The 23033-nt window shown below is 29.9% G+C and carries 16 protein-coding genes and 2 riboswitches; all 16 genes read right to left on the bottom strand.

Going from position 1 to position 23033, the window contains the following annotated elements; genetic code table 11:
- Positions 1-9: 9 nt before the first annotated feature.
- On the bottom strand, positions 10-3396 hold the full coding sequence (gene mfd, locus ACI48P_RS20770; protein ID WP_475219216.1) for a transcription-repair coupling factor: 3387 nt from the start codon (positions 3394-3396) through the stop codon (positions 10-12).
- A gap of 15 nt (positions 3397-3411) precedes the next feature.
- Positions 3412-3972, bottom strand: a complete 561-nt coding sequence (gene pth, locus ACI48P_RS20765; protein ID WP_475219215.1) for an aminoacyl-tRNA hydrolase — start codon at positions 3970-3972, stop codon at positions 3412-3414.
- Between the two features lie 208 nt (positions 3973-4180).
- The gene (locus ACI48P_RS20760) at positions 4181-4957 is read right to left on the bottom strand and encodes a prepilin peptidase (protein WP_475219213.1); all 777 of its coding nucleotides are present in this window, start codon (positions 4955-4957) and stop codon (positions 4181-4183) included.
- A gap of 21 nt (positions 4958-4978) precedes the next feature.
- Positions 4979-6061, bottom strand: a complete 1083-nt coding sequence (locus ACI48P_RS20755) for a type IV pilus twitching motility protein PilT (RefSeq protein ID WP_475219212.1) — start codon at positions 6059-6061, stop codon at positions 4979-4981.
- A 340-nt stretch (positions 6062-6401) separates the two neighbouring features.
- Positions 6402-6884 carry a type II secretion system protein gene (locus ACI48P_RS20750; RefSeq protein ID WP_475219211.1) on the bottom strand — a complete coding sequence of 161 codons (483 nt, stop codon included), beginning with the start codon at positions 6882-6884 and terminating at the stop codon, positions 6402-6404.
- 71 nt (positions 6885-6955) lie between these two features.
- Positions 6956-7039, bottom strand: a riboswitch (cyclic di-GMP riboswitch).
- A gap of 167 nt (positions 7040-7206) precedes the next feature.
- The gene (locus tag ACI48P_RS20745; protein WP_475219210.1) at positions 7207-10386 is read right to left on the bottom strand and encodes a VWA domain-containing protein; all 3180 of its coding nucleotides are present in this window, start codon (positions 10384-10386) and stop codon (positions 7207-7209) included.
- A gap of 70 nt (positions 10387-10456) precedes the next feature.
- Positions 10457-11050, bottom strand: a complete 594-nt coding sequence (locus tag ACI48P_RS20740) for a PilW family protein (RefSeq protein ID WP_475219209.1) — start codon at positions 11048-11050, stop codon at positions 10457-10459.
- A 12-nt stretch (positions 11051-11062) separates the two neighbouring features.
- Positions 11063-13216 (bottom strand): hypothetical protein, encoded by a 2154-nt coding sequence (locus tag ACI48P_RS20735; RefSeq protein ID WP_475219207.1) that lies wholly within the window; start codon positions 13214-13216, stop codon positions 11063-11065.
- Positions 13217-13233: 17 nt separating this feature from the next.
- Complete coding sequence (locus ACI48P_RS20730; RefSeq protein WP_475219205.1) at positions 13234-14133, bottom strand: type IV pilus modification PilV family protein; 900 nt, start codon at positions 14131-14133, stop codon at positions 13234-13236.
- 10 nt (positions 14134-14143) lie between these two features.
- Positions 14144-15418, bottom strand: a complete 1275-nt coding sequence (locus ACI48P_RS20725) for a hypothetical protein (RefSeq protein ID WP_475219204.1) — start codon at positions 15416-15418, stop codon at positions 14144-14146.
- Between the two features lies 1 nt (position 15419).
- Positions 15420-15980 (bottom strand): PilN domain-containing protein, encoded by a 561-nt coding sequence (locus ACI48P_RS20720; RefSeq protein ID WP_475219202.1) that lies wholly within the window; start codon positions 15978-15980, stop codon positions 15420-15422.
- Positions 15981-15996: 16 nt separating this feature from the next.
- Positions 15997-17094 (bottom strand): type IV pilus biogenesis protein PilM, encoded by a 1098-nt coding sequence (gene pilM / locus ACI48P_RS20715; protein ID WP_475219200.1) that lies wholly within the window; start codon positions 17092-17094, stop codon positions 15997-15999.
- A gap of 26 nt (positions 17095-17120) precedes the next feature.
- On the bottom strand, positions 17121-18323 hold the full coding sequence (locus tag ACI48P_RS20710) for a type II secretion system F family protein (protein ID WP_475219199.1): 1203 nt from the start codon (positions 18321-18323) through the stop codon (positions 17121-17123).
- A 22-nt stretch (positions 18324-18345) separates the two neighbouring features.
- Entirely contained in the window at positions 18346-20025 is a 1680-nt protein-coding gene (locus tag ACI48P_RS20705; protein ID WP_475219198.1) for a GspE/PulE family protein, read from the bottom strand.
- 111 nt (positions 20026-20136) lie between these two features.
- Positions 20137-20220: riboswitch (cyclic di-GMP riboswitch) on the bottom strand.
- Positions 20221-20496: 276 nt separating this feature from the next.
- Positions 20497-21447, bottom strand: a complete 951-nt coding sequence (locus ACI48P_RS20700) for a ribose-phosphate diphosphokinase (RefSeq protein ID WP_475219196.1) — start codon at positions 21445-21447, stop codon at positions 20497-20499.
- 88 nt (positions 21448-21535) lie between these two features.
- Entirely contained in the window at positions 21536-22909 is a 1374-nt protein-coding gene (glmU, locus tag ACI48P_RS20695; protein WP_475219195.1) for a bifunctional UDP-N-acetylglucosamine diphosphorylase/glucosamine-1-phosphate N-acetyltransferase GlmU, read from the bottom strand.
- Positions 22910-23033: the final 124 nt, after the last annotated feature.

Raw genomic sequence — 23033 nt, 5'->3', positions numbered from 1 at the left:
TATCTTATGTTATTTTATACTTACCATTTTTTCTAGTAAATCTTGTAATTCTTCTACTATATTATAACCTATTTTTTCCTTTGTTTTATACTTTGTTAATGGAGTTAAGATTATTTCATCCTTAAGCTGTCTAACTTTTTCTACTTTTAACTCTTTACATAAAGATTTAATGTATGCAATCTTTAATAAAGTTTGAACTGGTTTTGGTATATCTGAGAATCTATCTTCAAGTTCTTCAGTAATCTCGTCCATATCATCTTTATTTTGGATAGAAGCAATTTTTTTGTACATTTCAATCTTCGTTAACTCATCGCTTATATAAGTATCTGGAATATAGGCATTTACAGTTAAATCTATTTCTACATCAACTTCTTCTATTATCGGCTCACCCTTAACCTTTTTAATAGCTTCATTTAACATTTTAACGTATAAATCATATCCTATTACAGCCATGTGACCGTGTTGTTGAGAGCCTAGGATATTACCTGCTCCCCTTATTTCAAGGTCTCTCATAGCTATCTTAAATCCTGAACCAAACTCAGTAAATTCTCTTATAGCCTTTAATCTTTTTTCTGCTATTTCACTTAAAACTTTGTCTTTTTCATACATTAAATAAGCATAACCTTGTCTTGAACTTCTTCCAACCCTACCTCTTAACTGATAAAGCTGAGCAAGACCCATCTTATCTGCATCATATACTATCATTGTGTTGGCATTTGAAATATCCATACCAGTTTCTATAATAGTAGTACATACAAGTACGTTATATTCTTTATTTAAGAATCCTAAAATTATGTTTTCAAGATCTTTAGAAGTCATTCTACCATGAGCTACAGCAACTCTTGCATCAGGTACTAGTCTTTGTATCATACTAGCCATTTCTTCAATACGTTCTACTCTATTGTATACGAAGAATACCTGACCACCTCTTGCTAACTCTCTTTCTACCTCATCTTGAATTATACTTTCCTTCCCTTCAGTAACATAAGTTATTACAGGGTGTCTTTCTTGAGGTGGCTCTTCTATAACACTCATATCTCTTATACCACTTAATGACATGTGAAGTGTTCTAGGTATTGGAGTAGCCGATAGCGTAAGTACATCTACAGTTGATTTAATCTTCTTAAGAGACTCTTTATGCTTAACTCCAAATCTTTGCTCCTCATCTATTACTACAAGCCCTAGCTTCGGTAAATCTATATCTTTTGACACAATTCTATGTGTACCTATTAAAACGTCTACTAGACCCTTTTTAGCGTCTTCTATTATTTGCTTTTGTTGCTTAGGAGTCTTAAATCGACTAAGAACCTCTACTCTTATTGGATAATTTTCAAATCTTTCTTTAAAGGTATTGTAATGCTGTTGAGCGAGTATAGTAGTAGGAACTAATACCGCCACCTGCTTTTCGTCCATACAAGCCTTAAATACAGCTCTTATGGCTACTTCAGTCTTACCATATCCAACGTCTCCACAGATAAGTCTATCCATAACCTTATCTGACTCCATATCTTTTTTAGTTTCTACTATAGCTTTTAGTTGGTCATCTGTTTCTTGATGAGGGAAAGCAGACTCAAACTCAGCTTGCCATGGAGTATCCTTTGAAAATTTATAACCTTTTATCTTTTCACGCTTAGCATAAAGCTCTATAAGGTCTTTAGTCATATCTTCTATTTCTTTTTTAACCTTAGCTTTAGCCTTGCTCCACTCAGCTGTTCCAAGCTTATTTAATTTTACTTTTTCTACATCTGCACCTATATATTTTTGAACCTTGTCCATTTGGTCAATAGGTACATATAGATTGTCTCCACCTTGATAAACTATCTTCATGTAGTCTTTTTTAATACCATTAATAGCAATTTGGTCGATACCTGTATATCTACCAACCCCACTATTTTCATGTACTACATAATCTCCTACGTTTAAATCTAAGAAAGTTTCTATCTTTTTACCTTTCTTAAACTTCTTACCTTTATTAGTATTACTTCTCTTATGAACACCTATCATCTCATTATCTGTTATTACAGCAAATTTAATACCCTTATATTGGAATCCGCTAGTAATATGTCCAGGTGTAATAATTATTTGAGAAGATTTTATCTCAGTGTTTCTAGTCCTACTTACAGCGGCTTCTATTCCTGCATCTAATAAGTCTGACTTAAGTTTCTTAGCTCTATCTAAAGTATTTGTAGCTAATATTATTTTGTAGCCATTATATTTTAATCTTTCTAACTCTTCTACTAATACATCTAACTTGGCATTAAAAGTAGGCACTTCTCTACACTCAAAGTTGATTATAGATTTTATAGAAAAATCTTTTATAGGCTTTGGTAATAAACTATTTATTATTAACTTTTTATTATCTACTAAATATTCTATATCTGAATATTGGTATAGCAATTTACCTTGATTTTTTAGGGCTAATCCCCTCTCAAGGTTTAGTTTATAGTTTTCTTTAAATTCATTTAAATAGTTTTCACATCTCTCATTAAGTCTTGATATATCGTTTACAAAAACAATAGCATCATCTTTTAAATATGTGAAAAGACTTTTATTTTCTTCTGTATAAATGTAATCAATATAATTTTCTATACCTTCAAAATAAGTCTTACTCGCTATGTTATCTATATTTTTAAATACATCCTCATCACTTAGCTTAGTAACTTCTTTTTTAAGTCTTTCTACAGCTTCAGAAGTATTATTTGGATATATAAACTCTCTTGAAGGAGTTATTGAAAATTTCTTAATCTTATCAATTGATTTTTGAGAGAAAACGTCAAAAGTTCGTATAGAATCTATTTCATCATCAAATAATTCCATACGAATTGGGTTTGTATATTCTAGAGAGAAAATATCTATTATTCCACCTCTTATACTAAACTGACCAAATCCCTCAATTTTAGAAACTCTCTCATAACCTAAAGATACTAGTTTTTCACTTAAAGCATCTAAATTTATAGTGTCTCCTATTTTATAGCTGATAACATTATCCATTAAAACTGATTTTGGTACATACTTTCTCAAAATAGCTTCAACAGAAGTTACTAGCACAAATTTTTCACCTTTAGCTAGTCTAAGTAATACCTTTAATTTTTTTGCTTCCTCTTTTCTGTCCTTTGCATCTAAATGGTAGAAATATATATCAGAGTGTCCTAAATACTCTACCTTATCCTTCATATAAAAACTTAAATCCTCATATACCTTCTTAGCTTCTAAATCGCTACTTGCAACAAAAACCATCTGTTTAGATAAGTCTTTGAAGATAGAATAAGTAATATGAGGTCTCTGCACTGGTAAAAGGCCATTAATTAATAATGAGCCTTTATCTTTTTCTATGCAATTTATTATTTCGTTATATTCACTGGAATTTTGCAAAGGATATACAAAAACATCGTTCATATAAATCCCCTCTCACTATCCGTTATATTTGTTCATTGCTGTGTCTATATTTTCTCTTATTATCGCATCTACGGCACGATATGACTTTTCTAATCCATCAGCTAGATTATCAGCTTCTTCTTTTCTAAATCTAGATAAAACGAAGTCTGCTAAGTCTTGTCCTGGCCTAGGCTTAGATACACCTACTCTAACTCTTGGGAAGTCAGTTGATCCTAAGCATTTTACTATAGATCTCATACCGTTGTGAGTTCCACCACTACCTTTTTTTCTTACTCTTATTTTTCCAACATCTAAATCTATATCATCATAGATTACTATTATGTTTTCCATATCTACTTTATAGTATTTATAGATATCTATTAATGTTTCTCCACTTAGGTTCATGTAAGTTTGAGGCTTAACTAGTAGTACTTTTTCTGAGCCTATTCTTCCTTCTCCTATTAAAGCCTTATGTTTTATTTTCGTCACAGATATGTTATATTCCTTTGCCAAAATATCTATAACTTCAAATCCTACGTTATGTCTTGTCTTATCGTATTGTTTTCCTGGGTTTCCTAGACCTACTATTACGTACATTTTGTCATCTCCTTTTAATGTAGTTTTTATGTAAATAGGTTTTTGCCTATTAGCTTTTTTTGCTTTATGTATAGTTTAATTGTAACACAAATTATTATGTATATTGTTCATTGAATTTTTTGATTCAATTTTGAAATAGTATAACATAATACAATGCAAAAAAGAAGTTATCTCAAAATACAAGTTAGATTTTGAGACAGCTTCTTGGTTAATACAGATTTAGATACCAGTTTATCATTTGTGTTCCATATAGAACATATACTAGGGCTCCTACTGATATGAAAGGGCCATATGGTATCATTGAGTTATATTCTTGTTTTTTTATTTTGCTGTATACTATTGTTATTATACCGTAAATTGCACCTACGTAAACACTTAGAAGTATTGTTAGGAGACCTCCTTTAAGTCCTAGGAATAATCCTAACATGCCGAAGAGTTTGATATCTCCTCCACCCATTACTTCTTTTTTTACAGCTAGTTCTATTAGGTATATTAGTAATAGCATACCTCCACCACAGATTAGTGCTCCTAGAAGCATGCTTCTATTGCTTACTAGTTTTACAAACAGATTGAATACAACTGCAAAGATTGAACCTATTATTACTAGACTATCTGGTATTATGTAGTGATCTAAGTCTATAAAGGTGATTATTATTAGTAGGGATACTAAAAACATGTAGTATATTGTTTCTATGTTGTATCCAAAGCTAATGTATATTGTGGCAAAAAGTATACCTGTTAGTATCTCTACTAGTGCGTATCTTGGTGATATTTTTTTACCACAATATCTACATTTACCTTTTAGAAATACCCAGCTTAGTATTGGTACTAAGTCTAATGGTTTTAGTCTTGTGTTGCAGTTGTAGCAATGCGATGGTGGATTTGCTACTGATATTTTTTCTGGTATTCGATAGATGCATACGTTGAAGAAGCTACCGAATATAATCCCTATTAAAAATGATACTATTATAAAATATATATCCATTGTTATATTCTCCATCTATTATTAGTACATATCCATAGCACCATAGCTACTCATACCTAACATTTTTTGAGTATTTTCAAAATCTGTGCATCTACTTAATACAGCATCTGTAGTTATTTTATCTTGTCTATATAAGTTTATTAAGTCTTGATCCATAGTCTGCATACCTTGTCTTGATGATGTTTGTATTATGTTTGGTATTTGGAATGTTTTATTTTCTCTTATCAGGTTTCTTATTGCTGTATTTGCTATCATTATCTCCAAAGCAGCTACCCTTCCTTGTCCATCTGCTGTAGGTATTAACTGTTGAGATATTACACCTTCACATACTGTTGATAGCTGTATTCTTATTTGTTGCTGTTGCTCTGATGGAAACATATCTACTATCCTATCAATGGTTTTTGCCGCTCCTACTGTATGTAGTGTAGAAAATACTAGATGACCTGTCTCAGCTGCTGTAAGAGCTATTGATATAGATTCAGTGTCTCTCATCTCTCCTATAAGTATTACATCAGGGTCTTGACGAAGTATAGCTCTTAAGGCTGAGTGAAAGCTCTTTGAGTCTGTTCCTATCTCTCTTTGATTTACTATACTGTTTTTGTGCTTATGTACGTACTCTATAGGGTCTTCTAGTGTTATTATATGGGCTTGTCTGTTTGTATTTATGATATCTATAAGGCTAGCTAATGTAGTACTTTTACCACTCCCTGTAGGCCCTGTTACTAATACTAGACCTTTGTGTTTTTTTGTGAAACTGGTTAATACTTGTGGTAAATTTAGATTTTCGAAATTTGGTATGTCTGCGTTTATTGTTCTTATTGCTAGGGTATAATTTCCTTTTTGCTTGTAAGCATTTACTCTAAATCTATTTCCGTCTTCTAAAGATGCAGAGAAGTCTAACTCTCCTATTTGGTCTAGTAGTTTAAATCTTTCCTCTCCTGCTATTTCAAGTACTATTGGTTTTGTGTGTTCATTAGTTAGGATTGTATCTGATAGTTTTATAAATCTATCCTTTACTCTTGCCATAGGATTTGTACCTACTGTTATATGTATATCTGATGCTCCTAGATTGACACCTTTATTTAGCCATTCATATATATCCACTTTATATGTCTCCTCTTTTTCTAATATTTTACATTATAAACCCAATTTATAGATATTATAATATATCTATTGTTATTTATCTATATTGTAAAATTAATATATATTCATACTAATAGCAGTATTTATTTTTTATTATTCCAATCATTTATATTTAAATATTTTTAACTAAATATAAATATTTTTTATGACGAGGACTATATTAATTATTTATATATAAGCATTCTCAATCAATGATTCCCCTGTGAGTCGTATCAATTATGAAGCTATTAACTTATATAAACTCAATAAAAATTATCAACATGCAAAAAGTGGAGATAAATATCTCCACTTCTAATATATATTAATCTTTAATTAAAGGTACTTTTATGGTTGCTGTCGATCCGTTATTAGGAGTACTTTCTTTTGTAACACCAAGATCTGAAGCTAATTTATCTATTGAAGCATTACTCATATATGATCCTTTTATATCTATTACTAAAGTAACACCTTTAGTTGCTTGTGTTGATCCTGCCGCTAGTGTGTATGTAACTTTATTCGGAACATCTGGATTAGAATCTAAGTATCCACCTACCAATAAATCTGTTGTTGCTGTTCCGCCAGAAGCTGCTGCTATGCTTGTTGGTACCACATCATTGTCTGAATAGAAAACAGTTGTTGCTGATTTTATAGAAGCTACAGTAGCAGATATATCTGCTCCTTTAGACTTATCTATTTGCTTAAATAATGCGGGTACTGCTACTATTGCTAATATACCTATAATTGCTATTACTACTAATAGTTCTACTAATGTAAAACCTTTGTTGTTTTTCTTTTTCTTTAACATAAAAGTTCCCCCTCAATTTTCATTACTATAGACATAAAAAAAGGCCTCAAATATATATAGAAAATCTATATAATTTAGATAGCCGGTTGCACCACTTACTCCATATGTCTCAGGTGCCCATGTACAAGACATACTTCTTAGTATCTATAGTATTTTTATATACTAATTATAGCATGTTTTATCTCTACACGCATTACTTTTATTACATTTTTTACCATATTATTATTTTATAGTATTACTACTTTAGTATATATTCTTTTACTACTTACATTTAATAAATCAATAAAATTAGAAGCTATTTTTATAGCTTCTGATTTTATTATTAAAATAATTCTGGCATCTCTTCACTAATATTTAAAATTGTCGGAATATCCCTATCCATATTAGCTATAGATGAATATTGCCCGTTATCCTGTAGTAATAATGAATAGGCCAATACATAGCTTGTTTTTTTGTTATTAAATCTATTTAAACCCTTAACATCAATAGTTCTTCCTGTAATATATTGTGAACCAATTTTTATTTTTGAATTAGGGTCAACTGTCATATCTTCATTATACCTATATAGATATATGCTATCTTCATCTAGCATGGCATTTTCCGGTATTACTACTTTGAAATTCCCATTATCTTTATTTATATCTACTTTAACTCCCAAGGTATAATATACATTTTTTACACCATTTATAGTACCTTCTTGGACTTTATAATTATTTTTATCAGTAAGTAGTAGTCCATGTGACACTATTTTATTTATACCTTGAAGAATAAAACTACTTTCAGGTAAATTTTGTTCTTTAATTATTTGCTTATTATTCAAAGATACATCATTATAAATAATTTTACCATCTGATTCACTAAATATCACTTTTCCAAGATTCTCACTGCTTATTTCTAGTCTTATCTTCACAGGTTCTGAATAATAAAAATAACCTTCTTTGGCATCTGCTTGAGTGTTTAGTTTATAATTAACAACGCCTTCAATTACACCATTTAATTTATTTGTACTCCCACTATTATAGGCATAGTTGAATGTATGTGTTGATGATCCTATCTGAGATTTTACATCAAATCCATTCGGTAAAATATCTGTTAATTGAATATTGTTTACATATAAACTTTGCACTAACTGAGCATTGTTAAGATCCTGTTTTGTTCGATAAAAATCTGTTACAGGTATATTGTTTGGTGTTAATGTATATTCTAGTACAAAATTATTATTGTAATAGTTTGTTATACTTCTTTGTAGTGTAAATCTTGTATCAACAATAAATGGACCATATTTACCTTGCTTTGTCATTTTAAAATTATCACCTGTTTTCATTCCAGACTCATATAATATATAATATTTGCCTGGTTCTTCAGGTATCTTAACACCACTTTCACCTGTAAATCCACCATCTGATGTTTCACCCGGGGCTTTACTTTTAGAAGGATAAAACCATTCTTTAGGTATATTTTTATAGTCTCGCTCATTTCCACTTTTTGTAGTTGTAGTATACTTAAGATTAAATGCAGCTTCAGCTCCACAGTTAAAATACTCTATAAATATAGGATAGTACTTATTTTTATCTAAGTTAATTTTATTTTGTGGGTTATCCCATTTTGGGCCATGAACTGTAAAATTTTCTACAAGAACTATATTTTCGCCATCTACATTTATAGTTACTTTTATTCCATCGTCTGATTTTGTACCAAATCTATACTCTCCACTTTCAGGTACCTTTATATATCCCCATGTTTTACTTGCTTCTTTATATGTCCCACCTACATTGGAGTACTGAGTAAATACATTTTGTGGTACCCATCTACTTTCTTCTCTTTGAGTTATAGGATTATAATATTTTTCTTCTCTTACATAATCACTCGGATTATTGGTAGTTGTTGTAGACGCAGGTTTATAGCTTGCACCATCTGAGTAAGGATACTTGTATAAATCCTCTCTTTTCTCCCATTGACTTGTTAACCAACCTATGTTTGTACTATCTATACCATATTGCGGAAGAGCTGATACATCATAAGATTGTTGAGTCAAATATCCATTTTTAGATAAATCTATATCCCCATTTATATTTCCATTGTTGCTTGATCCTTCTATAATACTCCAGTTACTATCTATTTCCTCTTGAGTAGTATCTTCCTTTATTACTTGATACTTTAAATGATTTATATCATCACCTTCAAATTTAATATCTGCATAGGATTCTCCAAATAGCTTGTAATCTTGCTTAAATTCATTTTGGATCAATTTAATGTAGTTCATTTGCGCATTGTCACTAGAATCATATCTATCTTTAATTGGTCCTGATGAATCTCTAACATCTATAGTTACCTTTGAATTAAGACCTATATTCAAGGATAATTCTGGTATTTTAACTTCCTGCTTATTTCCAAATATATCGTTATATTCAAATTTACTACCTGGGTTTACTATATTTATATATCCATTTTTATTGCATTTTATTTTGAATATTATTTGTACTGGTTCTGCTCTATACCATCCATTTTCTTCTCTTTTATAAACTATATCTTCATATAAAATATCACTTGCCATAACAACAGTAGGATCTAACTTTAAATCTAGATTTTGATTTTCTATTTTATATTGAGCTATTATGTCATCTGCTATCTTATCAAATATTTTGTCAATAGAATCACTTGTCTTATGGAAGTTATCACTTGTGCCACCCATAGTAGTATGAATATTATTCATTATACGATTACCACTATCTTTTAGACCATATCCAACTGTAAATATATTTGCCTTTCCAAGTTCTCTTTTTATTACTTTGGCTATTTCTATTGCATATTTTTCTCCTCTCGTATAATCATTTCCATTATTTGTATTTGGAGTTTTATTATCTAGTTCAGTATAGTAATCCCACGATCCCCACCATTCCTCAGTATATGTATAGAATGTAGGTTCTCCATCTGACATAAATACTATCGATTTATTAGCACTTGAATTTCCCATATTTTTTAGTATATGACCAGCTTTTCTTAATCCGTCCCCTGTATTTGTTCCTCCGCCAGTTTTAATATTATTTATTGTATTTATTAGGCTATTCTTACCAGTTTTGACATCTGTCAATTCTTTAGCTATATCTGCACTGCTTGAGTATGTTACTATTCCTATTTTTAAATTTTCAATTTCACTCATTTTATTTATAAATGATATACTAGCTTCTTTTAATTGAGTTATCTTCTTTTTATTTGAACCAGTAATTTTATCATTCATACTACCTGAACGATCTAGCACTAACACGATTTCTTTAGGTGTTGATACATTATGTTGAAATGGTTGTGGGTATAGGGTATAAGTAATTTCAACATCTTCTCCTACCTTTGGATTTTCTGGTGATATCTCAGGTGGGTTTCCTACTATTATCGCTGGTTTTGGTGGTGGATTTAATTGACCATTAGCAAAATATACTCCACCTGCTACAATAAACAAGCTAATGATTATACTACTCATTTTCTTTATTTTTTTATCAAACTTCATCCTCTCATCTCCACTATTTACATTAAGCAATGCATTAATAAAAATTATATAAGCCTTACTTGATGTAAAATTATTTATTCCTAAATGTTATTAATGTTGATATTTCATAATTAACTTCACTAAACCCTTTTCTTTTACCTAGCTCAAAATACACATCTACTGTCTTTGACTTAAGTAATATTTCATCACCTGTACCTGATGAATATACTGATTCTATCTTAAAACTATATACATTTTGGGATAAAGTGCTTGTTTGTACTATATTTTCTTCTTCCCCATTCTTATCAATCTTATATAATATAAGACTCTTATTATCATCGCTACTATCTAAAGAATCTTCAACCGAAAATCTATATATATAATCTAACTGATTTTCCTTAAATTTCAAATCAATACTTTTCACTTCATAGTATCCACTAAAGTCTGTGTCATCTATTATTTCAGATGCTACTATATCAGCTATACCGCTTGATTGCATTCCTATATTAGTAAGAGTATTTTGTACATACTGGGCATCAGTTTGTATCATAGCTTTTAGCTCATTCTTTGATATTGTTTTTGTATTAGAAAAATATAATCCATAAATAATACCCATTACCACTGTCATTACTGCCATAGCTATCAGCACTTCTGCAACGGTCATTCCTTTATTGTTCTTTTTCAAAGAATCACCTCTTTATCTTACTATCTTCCAGTCTTTGGACTGTATATATTTTTTAATATCGTATTGATGAGAATATACAGGTATAGTATTTATTGTTTGCTGTAAACTATCTCCTGATTTTGTGTTGAATATATCTTTTAAATACTTTGAGTATTTCGATATTAAGCTATTTATCACTTTTTCATCATACTTCATTGTGATTTTTCCAGTACCTCTAATATCGATATTTTTTGTAGATACTATTGTTCCGTTATATTCGATATTTTCTTTTGCAATAATCTTTACATCTCCATTTGTTAGTATCATCATATTTTTTGTGTCTTTTGCATTAATTACTATATTATTGCTTCTCACTTTGCTATCAATTGCCTCTGGATTATCAGTTACATATATAGTCTTTGATGGATTGTAATTTAATACAAAATCACTTGTTACTTTACCTTCTAATTCTTCTTTTCCTGTAAATCCAAGTATTTCATCTACAGTTTTTTGGTATCCTCCAAGGCGATTATATATCGATTCGTAGTCTTGTGTGTCATCTAATGTTCCCATACAATACACATTTTCCGTATAATCTCTTCTTTTGTCATATATTGGGCTGTTACTATCTAGTGTATAAGTATTTCTTTCAGCTTTTATTCCTTTTTTATCTTTATATAGTATTGCACCTACAGCTTTTGTGTTTTTAGGAAGTATTACCCCACCATCACTTATATTCTCCGTTCTATTTGAGCTATTTACGAACTCCTTAAAATACATACTTTTTTGATCTATATTCAAATTTTGGTCGTCTATACTATCTATTAATTGTAATGGACCATATAAATCAAAATCGTAACTTTCAAAATCATATCCATTGATGCTATCTTGTTTTTTTGTATATGCTATATAGTTTCCTTTTACCGCTAGCGATTCTCCTGTTTTATAGCTTTCTCCATTTTTTTGTGCATCAATATATGCAGTTCCCATTATATATGCACTATTTTTTATATTGATACTTCCGCTACCACCATTGACAATAATACTACTAGACACTCTTTTTTCAGCTTCAAATCTATTGTCATTTTGTGAATAGTCGTATTCATATGTTTTATCATTTATTCCATAAAAATCAGTAATATTTAAATGTGTTCTATTACCTTTCATTGCCAAGTCGTTATCCACTACTACTTCACCATTTATCGTAGTTATATTGTTTTGTGAATATGATCCATCTTTACTTCCTACATATACGTTTCCTGCGTATAAATTTCCATTTATAGTAGTGTTAATTTCACCTGTCTTGTTCCCTATATTAAAGGTTTTTGGTGTCATAACATTTCCTTTTAATGCTAATGTTGTATTCTCATTACTCTTATTATTTAAAGTTATTCCTCCGCTATATTTATCATATATTTTAGAGTTATAACCTGGGTCGGCTTCTTTTTCACCTTTTACAAATACATCACCTTCGATATTAAAATTAATACCGCCAGACACATTCATATTTCCATCTATACCTATGATTTTGTCTACCAATTCTTTTACATTGCTTATTTTGCTATCCATATCTACTTCTACAGCATTTTCATAATCCGGAACTTTTAGTTCATATACTACTTGTACTAGTCTAATATTTTTACCTGTTGATGATTTATTTTCATCACTTTCAAATTCTGATAATACAGTCACTGTATATTTATCATCGTTTTCATTTACATTACATATTAATTTTGGATATTCTTCATTGCTACTATTAAATTCTACTACCTGATATCTTTTATTTTCATCATTTTCTTTATAATTTTTAATATACTTATTACTTTCAATAGATTTTATTATTTCATCTGTTGTTACTACTTCAGTAAATCCTTTTTTAAATTCTTTATTTATTATGTTGGCTTTATCTTTTGTTGTTTCTGCATCTTCAAGTTTTGTAGGGTCAATGGAACCTACACTATCGCTCCCTGACTTTATACCAGCTTCAAAAGTTTTGACAAGTATATTATATGCCACATCCAGTCCTGCATCTGATTCGTATAAGTTTTGTAATCTTTTTCCTTCTTTTACTCTTACTTTGTAGTTTGCATTTATTATCGTAAGCGCTGCACCACCTACGGTTAATAATACTGCAAATAATACAATAGCTAAAATTAGACTGGATCCTTTATTATTATTTTTTTTCATATATCCGCCCCCAAGCACTAATCTTTATATTTTATGTTTTTACTTCCATTGCCTTCAAACAGTATATCGCCTTCTTTACTTACAATGACTGATATACTATATAAATTTCCTATGCTTTTGTCTGAGAGTTCTTTATTATCTCTTATATTATGTATCTTTATATTTGGTTCCTTTTCAACATATATTTTTTCTTCACATTCAAATGATTTTTGTATATAAAATTCTATTTCATCACTTGAGCTACTATTTATACTGATAGTAACACCTTCATTTCGACTATAGTTATTAGTAAAACCAAATAAAATTTGATTATATAAACTATCTATAGAATTATATTCTATACTATTATTTTCACTACCTGTTATCTTTAGCTTATTCCCATCGTATATATAAATATCTAATTTGGGCTCTTTGTTGTCTATCTTTAATTGACTCCATATGCTTTGATAACCTATCCTTACGTAGTCTGATTGTGCATCCGATTCTATCATAAATATATTCTGTGTATTTGGATTGACATTGGTCTCACCAGGATTATCATTGTTGTTATTGCCAGAATCATATTCTATATTTTCATTTTTAGATAGTTTTATCTCTATATCATATTTGTCATTACCATTTATGAAGTCATTTAGGTTATATACAGATTCTTCTTTTTCATTATTGCTTGCACCTACAAAATATTTATCCTGTGATAAAGTTATACTATCACCATTTACTTCTTCTAATATATCTATTTCTTCTAGTACTTGCTGACCTAAAAGTACCGCTTGTTGTCTAACTTCTGATTTTTTGTTCATTTTGATAACAGTATTTACTACCATAGTAATAGGTATTATCATTAATGAAACTATAGCTAAGCTTACTAGTATTTCAACTAATGATATCCCTGTATTGTCTCTAATCTTTTTTTTCAAACACTCCCACCTACTTTTTTGTTACAGTTACTTTACTACTATCCCCTGTTATAGATACTCTTGGATTTGTTTTGTCGTCACCTTTAATTTGAACTTCTACTATTTTATCTGTATTATTAACTACATTTAACTGTAATCCAGATTTATCATCTACATTAATTCGCCCTTCACTACTTATATCTATAATTATACGATCTGATTTTGGTAAATATTCTATTCCTAATCCAGTATAATCACTAGGATAGTGTTTTGACGTATTGTTATACTTATAATAATATTTACCATTTTTCTTTGTAAGTTCAATTTGAGCTTCTTCTACATTGTTATTCACTACACTAATATAAGTATCCTTCGTATTATCATTTGATTTTCCTATCATTACTGTAGGCAAGTCTGATGTAATAGATCTTACTTGCACCGCAAAATCTATATTTGACTGTGTAGTATCTGTTACTCCACTTTCATTAGAGTCTGAATCTGAGCTTCCATTTGAGCTATTGCTACTTGGTGGTTGTACTGTTACTTGTGGATTTTGGATTAAGAATGGTACTTCTTTACCATATGAGCCATCTAGCGTCCACTGCAGGTATTCACTATCTCTTTCCGTAATCTTTGGTATAGCATAAAACTCTAAACTCATAGTTCCAGATAGTTCTCCTCCATATCCTACAGATGTAGTAAGATCTGTAATTACTATTTCTCTGTTACTTGTTTCTATCTTTGATATAAAGCTTTTGATTACATCAAATTTACCTTTAAAGTTTATATTTACTTTCATTATTTCTACTGTTGCATCAGAGTTCTTAACCTCTGTAGACGGTTGTGATACTTGTTCTTGATTTTGTTGGTCATTACCAGCGCTTGTGCCATTATACTCATTAACGATATCTTTAAATGATGTATCTCCCATTTGATTTTTATTTCTTTGTAACAATTCAACTGATGATACAGCTATTTCACTAAATCCAATATCTCCTTTTAGGTTACTTTCTTTTAGAAATGTGTCTATCTCTAATATAAGTTTTTCTTGTATTAATGTTGGATAGAAAGTCTTTGCTTTAAGATTAATTGATGATGTTATAAATCCTATTTCTTCTTGCTTTTCTTCTAGTTTTGCTAGCATTTCTTTAACTTCTTCATATCTAGTTTGTAAATTATTTCTTTTTTCTTCTAATATACTTATTTTATCAATTTGTTTTGTATATGATAATTGATAATAGGAAACACTTACTAATATCGAACCTAATAATACTAATAATATTTTTTCTTTACTACTTAGTTTCATATTATTGGGCACCTCCTCTTAAATAACATTTAACATTAAATGAGTATTCTCCCTGTACAGATTCACTCCCTGATATGCTATCAATATATACATCTTCTATTTGTGGTAAAGTTTTTAAGTTATGTTGTAACTCTGCTATGTACATTCTATTTGTAGTTACTGCTTGTATATTTATTGTGTCATATTTTATATTCATGCTTTTAAAGTCTACATTAGTTGGTACTGTAGAGCTTATTAAGTCTAATAGCGAGTTTGTTACTACATTTCTATCTTCTACTGCTTCTACAACAGAATCTAAGTCTATTTTGTATCTTGTTAGTGAGTCTAGCTGTCTTTTTACTGTTTCTGCTACCTCTATTTTTTCTTTTATATCTTCCCTATTTAATTGTTTTTCATAATTTTCTATTTCTTTATTTAATATAATTATTTTACTTAAATTTATTGAATATGATCCCACAATGATTAGCCCAAGTAACAATCCTGTTATTTGATAATAGTATTTAGTCTCTCCAGATTTATTTTTACTCTTGTAGGGTTTAAAAAAGTTTATATCTCTCATCATAGTGTATCCCCCCTTTTTACAACCTGACTATCGTGCCTATTGCATTTATATATTTGTAAATATCTTTACTTAAATCTTCTTTAGATGAATATTTTATAAATCCTATTTCATTTATTACTTCTGTGTTTATACCTAGTCTTTCTTTCATATATTTATCTATATGCTTTAGCCTAGATCCTTCACCTATCAGATATATATTTTTTATGATACTACCTCTATTTTTATTTTTATAGAATTGGAATATTCTATCTATTTCTTCAATTAGATAGTTAACTCCACTTGTATCTTTATCGTCTAATGAGTATGATTGTACATTTCTATATCCTATTTTTATTATTCTTGTGAAGTCTATTTTACCTTCTTTGTAAATATTGATATCTGTAGATAAACATCCAATATCTATAAACGCATTGATACTATGAATTTCATAGTCTTTCATATTAATATCTTGAGAATAGTTAATTATTTTACTTAAAGAATTAAATTTAACATCTAATGAGTATGGCTTTAAGTTCAATTTTTCTAATATATAAAAGTAACTTCTAGCTAACTTTTCTGGATAACATATAGTATGTAATTTTAATTTTGATACACCATTAATCTCTATTTCATCAAGAACCAAAGTTTGAATAATATAATCATTTAAATTTATAGGAAGATACTGTGATATCTCGTATTCTATAACAGTATCCATCTCATCTTCTTCTACTACTGGTATTATCATTTCTCTATTAATTATTAAAGATGAATTTGTAGTAAAGCTAGCATATTTTGTTTTTATATTATTGGCTTTCAATATACTCTTCAACTCATTTACTATAGCTTCTTCATTTATTATCTTTCCATCTTTAACTGCATTTTGCGGAGTCATAGTCTGTATACACTTACTTATTATTAGTGTTTCTTTATAGTATTTTCCAACTACTACTTCTATAAAATCTTCATCTATATCAAAGCTTACTATCTGTTTGTTTATCTGCTTGTTTTTAGTTTTATTATTCTTACTTTTTTTATTCAATTTCATATGCTTGGTGTCTATACTAATTAAATCTTTTATATCCTTACTCATTAGTTCTTTTAGCTTATTTTTCTTTATTGACTTTTCTTCTTCCATCTCAATCACCTCTCCCAAAGTTTCTTTTAGATACTATCATACATACTAGTCATCGGTAACATGATTGCTAGTACAATAAATCCTATTACCGCACCCATTACCACTACCAATAGTGGCTCTATCATTGCAGCAGTTATTTGTATTTGACTTTCCAATTCGTCATCATAGAAATCAGCAGTTTTGTATAATATATCGTCTAAAGATCCACTTTCTTCCCCTATTTTTATCATAGTTCCTAGCATTTCAGGGAATATATCACTGTTAATTGCAGTCTTATATAGACCTTCCCCTCTAATTACATGGTCTTTCATTGATATTATTTCTATTTCTGCTAGCTTATTTCCTACTATCTCCGATACAAGCTCTAAAGCTTTTATCATTGGGATACCACTAGATAATAGTACCGATAAGGTTCTAGTAAATCGTGAAACGATAATCTTTTGATTAAGTTTATCTATTATTGGTATTTTTAGTTTTAGTACACTTAAAGAATATGTGCCATGTTCTGTTTTAAAATAAAATTTAATTCCAATTATCACCATAATAACTAGTGACCAGATTGCAATTACGTTTTTAGCTATAAATTCACTGGATGATATTAAAATTTTGGTTACTATTGGCAAATTCGTTCCTAAACTATTAAATAAATCCAAAAACTTAGGCATAACAAAAGTCATAAGCACTGCTACTACTAGTACCGCTACTACAGCTAATACCGATGGATAAGTCATAGCAACTTTGACTTTATTATTTATTTTATTTTCTTTTTCGTATTGTTCTGCCATTCTAAGCATAATGCCATCTAAATTACCTGTAACTTCTCCTACTTCTACCATACTAACTAATAGTTTAGGGAATATTCCATCTTGTTTTCTCATAGCTTCAGATAACATTTCTCCTTTGGCTACATCTTCATCGATATGCTTTATAGCCTCTTTCAACTTTTTATTTGTTGTTTGATTAGCTAGTATCGTTAGTGATCTATTAATAGTTACTCCTGCATCTATCATAGTGTAAAATTGTCTACAAAACATACTTATATCTTTTAATGTTACTTTTGAGAATAAATCCATTTTTATTTCTTTACTCTGAACTATCTCCTCTATTTTTAAAGGATAGTAACCATTTACTCTTAACATTGATATTACATCACTTCTTGACTCTGCTTCACACTCTGCTTGCATTCGTTCTCCTGACTGATTCATTGCTCTGTACTTAAATTTTGCCAAGTGATTCACCCCCATCTATTTATTACATATATATCGAAATAAATTCATTTATTGTTGTTATTCCATCTAAAACTAAATTTTTACATTCTTGTGCTAATGTTGTCATTCCTTTTTCTATAGCTATGTCTCTTAGCACATTCGAATCCTTATTTGCACTTATTATATCTTTATGTTCCCTTTCTATCTCCATTATTTCATATACACCGATTCTATCTTGATATCCAGTATCATTACAATATCCACAACCTTTACCTTTAAATAGGATTACTTCTTTATCTAAGCTTTCTCCTAAAATACCTTTTTCATATATATCTGCCTTGTATGATTCTTTACAATTATTACATATTTTTCTAACTAGTCTTTGAGCTATTACTCCTGTTATTGCTGTAGATACTAAGTATGGTTCAACACCCATATCTATTAGTCTTGTTATTGTAGATGGTGCATCATTTGTATGCAGTGTACTCAATACTAAATGACCTGTAATAGCAGCTTTTACCGCTACTTTTGCTGTTTCTTCGTCTCTAATTTCACCTATCATTAGTATATCAGGGTCCTGTCTCAAAATACTTCTTAGTCCACTAGCAAAAGAAACTCCGTTTTTTGCGTTTACATTAACCTGATTTATTCCATTCATAGTGTATTCTACAGGGTCTTCTATTGTAATTATATTAGTTTCTTCTGAATCTAGCTGTTTTAGTATTGTGTATAATGTTGTAGACTTACCACTACCTGTTGGGCCTGTTACTAGGACTATACCCGTTGGTTTTGATATTATTTTATATAACTTCTTTAAAGATTCATCACTCATTGCTAATACTTCTATGCCCATTTTAAATGTACTTCTGTTAAGTATTCTTATAACGATCTTCTCACCACTAACAACTGGAATTATAGATACCCTTAAATCAACATCTTGATTGTTTATCTTTGTTAGTATTCTTCCATCTTGAGGCACCCTTTTTTCTGTTATATTAAGTCCTGACAATATCTTGATTCTTGTAACTAAGGGGCCTAGGCTTTCTTTTTGTAATGTATTTACTATTTGAAGTTTTCCATCTATTCTATATCTTATCCTAACTTCGTCTTCAAAGGGTTCTATATGTATATCCGAAGCTCTCATTTCCACTGAATTTCTAAATAGATATTCGACCATTTTGACAACAGGTGCATTTTTTACATCATCTATTTCATCAGCTTCAATTTCCATAGCCTTATATTCAAGACTCTCTTTAGATAATTCTTCAGCTGCTTTACTCATCTGCTCACTACTATAATATCTCTGTATAAATTTATTAATATCATTTCTATTAGTAATATATGATTCCACTTCAAAACCTGTAGATATAGCCAGATCATCTATAGCATATATATTAAGTGGATCTGATAAAGCAACTTTTAGTTTATTTTCAATTATTCCAAATGGAATCAGTGTATATTTTTCGCATAGACTCTGAGGTACTAACTTTATTACTCTTCTATCAAAAATAGTCTCATTAAGATTTATTTTTTTGATACCAGTTTGCTGTTCTACAGCATCTATAATCTCATCTTCGGTTAAAATATTTAACTCTACTAATACTTCTCCTATTTTTTTACCTAATATTTTTTGTGATTGCAGCGCTTGATTTAGTTGATAATTTGTTAACTTGCCAGCTTCAACTAGTATATCACCCAATCTTTTTTTATTTAAAATGTTCATATTTAATCAAATCCTTCTTTTTGTATTATTCTATGACTTAAATAATGTAATTTTCATTTATTACATAAAAAAGGCTATGTTCTGTAAACACTCATAAATATACAAGCGTTTATAAAATATAGCCGGTTGCACCACTAACTTCATATACTCCAGGTGCCCAAATGCAGAGCATATTTCACAGTTTCAAAATATTATTTATAATAATTATACCATAATATATATCCATTTTTTGTAAATAATATCACTTTTTGATATTATCCATCGATAAAACCACATAAAAAAGACCTAGCACAAAGTGCTAGGTCCTAACCTACTCCCTCAAACCACTAATAATTTAGTAGAGCGCGTTGAAATTTGGGGCGAGGAGAGCAATACACTATTGAACCCATTCGCAAGCCCGAACTTGGCTTGCATGGGTCAATAGTGTATTGCCGACGACCCCCATATTTCAACGATAGCCCACTAAACCTACTAGAATAATATACTTACTGATTCGTTAGAGAATATCTTCTTTATAGCATCCCCAAATAAAGGAGCCACAGTCTTAATTTGTATCTTATCTATCTTCTTATCTTCAGGAAGTTGTATAGTATCAAGTACTATTAACTCAGTTATAGCAGACTCTTCTATTCTGTCTATAGCTGGGCCTGATAACACACCATGTGTACAACAAGCATAAACATCCTTAGCACCAAACTCTCTTAATGCATTAGCTGCGTTACATATTGTACCAGCTGTATCTATCATATCATCTAATAATATAACATTCTTACCTTTAACGTCTCCTATTATATTCATTATTTCAGATACGTTAGCCTTAGGTCTTCTCTTGTCTATTATAGCTAGAGGAACGTCACCTTCTAAAGTATTAGCAAATGCTCTAGATCTTGTAACACTTCCTAAGTCTGGAGATACTACAACTAAATCTTCTATGTTCTTGCTGTTGAAGTAATTAGCTAATATCTTTCCACCTTGTAAGTGGTCTAATGGTATATCGAAGTATCCTTGGATTTGAGTTGCATGTAAATCCATTGTTAATACTCTATCTGCTCCAGCAGCTGTTATTAAGTTAGCAACTAACTTAGCTGTGATTGGATCTCTTGCCTTAGCTTTTCTGTCTTGTCTTGCATATCCGTAGTAAGGAATAACTGCTGTTATTCTACCTGCAGATGCTCTTCTAAGTGCATCTATCATTATTAATAACTCCATTAAGTTATCATTAACTGGACTATTAGTAGATTGAACTACGAAAACATCACAACCTCTTACTGTCTCATTGATGTTAACATTTATTTCACCATCACTAAATGTTCCCACTTGGCAATCAGCTAAAGGTACACCTATGTAATCAGCTATCTTTCCAGCCAATTCTTTTGAAGCATTACCTGCTAGTATTTTAATTTCACTTCCGCTAGTATTCATTTTATCCTCCCGAAATTTAAAACTATGATACATATTATATTAATCATCTTAAGCTAATTTTTAGCTTAAAAGAATCATCAAATTAAGATTATTTGTTACCTTTTTGATTTTTCTTTTCTACCCAACCTTCTTTGTTTACCTGTCTCGCTCTTGCTACTGCTAAAGCTCCTTCAGGTACACTGTCAGTTATAGTAGACCCTGTTGCTACATATCCTTTTTCTTCTACTGTTACAGGAGCAACTAAGTTTGAGTTAGATCCTATAAAAGCATTATCTTTTACTATTGATTTAAATTTATTTTTACCGTCGTAGTTTACAAATACTACTCCGCATCCTATGTTTACATTTTTACCTACGTGAGCATCTCCAATGTATGATAAGTGTGATGCCTTAGAATTATCTTCTATAGTAGCATTTTTAACTTCTACGAAGTCTCCTATTTTTACATTGTTTCCTATATTACTCTTAGGTCTTAAGTATGCATATGGTCCAACATTAGTGTTTTCTCCAACCTTACTATCTACCACTGTAGAATTTATCACCTCTGTACCATTGCCAATTATTGAGTTTGTTATACTAGAATTCATACCTATTATACATTCTGAACCTATTTCAGTATTTCCACTTAACATAACTCCTGGATATATTACAGTGTCATTACCTATTTTTACGTCAGCTTCTATATAAGTAGAATTTGTATCTATTATAGTAACTCCATTTACCATATGAGATTCATTTATTCTTCTTCTCATTATTTCTTCAGCTTTAGATAACTCTACTCTAGAGTTTACTCCCATAAGTTCTTCTATTGTAGAACCTTCATAAGCTCCAACTTTTTGACCTTTATCTCTCATTATTTTAATTGTATCTGTTAAGTAGTACTCACCTTGAGCATTATTATTATCTAATAAGTCTAGTGATTCTCTTAAACTCTTTCCATTAAAACAATAGATTCCTGAGTTTATCTCTTTTGCTTTCTTTTCTTCTTCGCTAGCATCTTTTTGCTCTACTATCTTTAATAAGTCATTATTTGTATCTCTTATTATTCTTCCGTATCCTGTTGGATTTTCTACAACTGTAGTAAGAACCGTGGCATGATAGTTGTTTTCTATATGATAGTCAAATAGTCTCTTAAGAGTTTCTTCCTTTACTAAAGGAGTATCTCCACATAAAACTACTATTGTGTCATTGTCATTTATGTATTCCTTTGCCATCATAACAGCATGTCCAGTACCTAATTGTTCTGTTTGCATTGCTATCATGCTACCTTCAGGTAATCTATCTTTTACAACTTCTGATTCGTGACCAAGTATTACGACTATATCGTTAACACCTGAATTTTTAGAAACACCGATTACGTGGTTAACCATTTCTTTACCACATACTTTGTGTATTACTTTTGGATATTTAGACTTCATTCTTGTTCCTTTGCCAGCGGCAAGGATTATAGCTTTAAAATTCATCTTTGCACTCCATTCAAATAAATTTGTTATTATATATATTATTGTTTATATTTTTATGTATTATGTAAAATATTCGTTTTGTATACAATTCTTTCATTTCCATAAATAAATATAGCACTTTTTG

The sequence above is a fragment of the Romboutsia sp. LXY-2 genome, from assembly GCF_056171995.1.
This window is presented reverse-complemented; position numbering and strand designations above follow the sequence as displayed.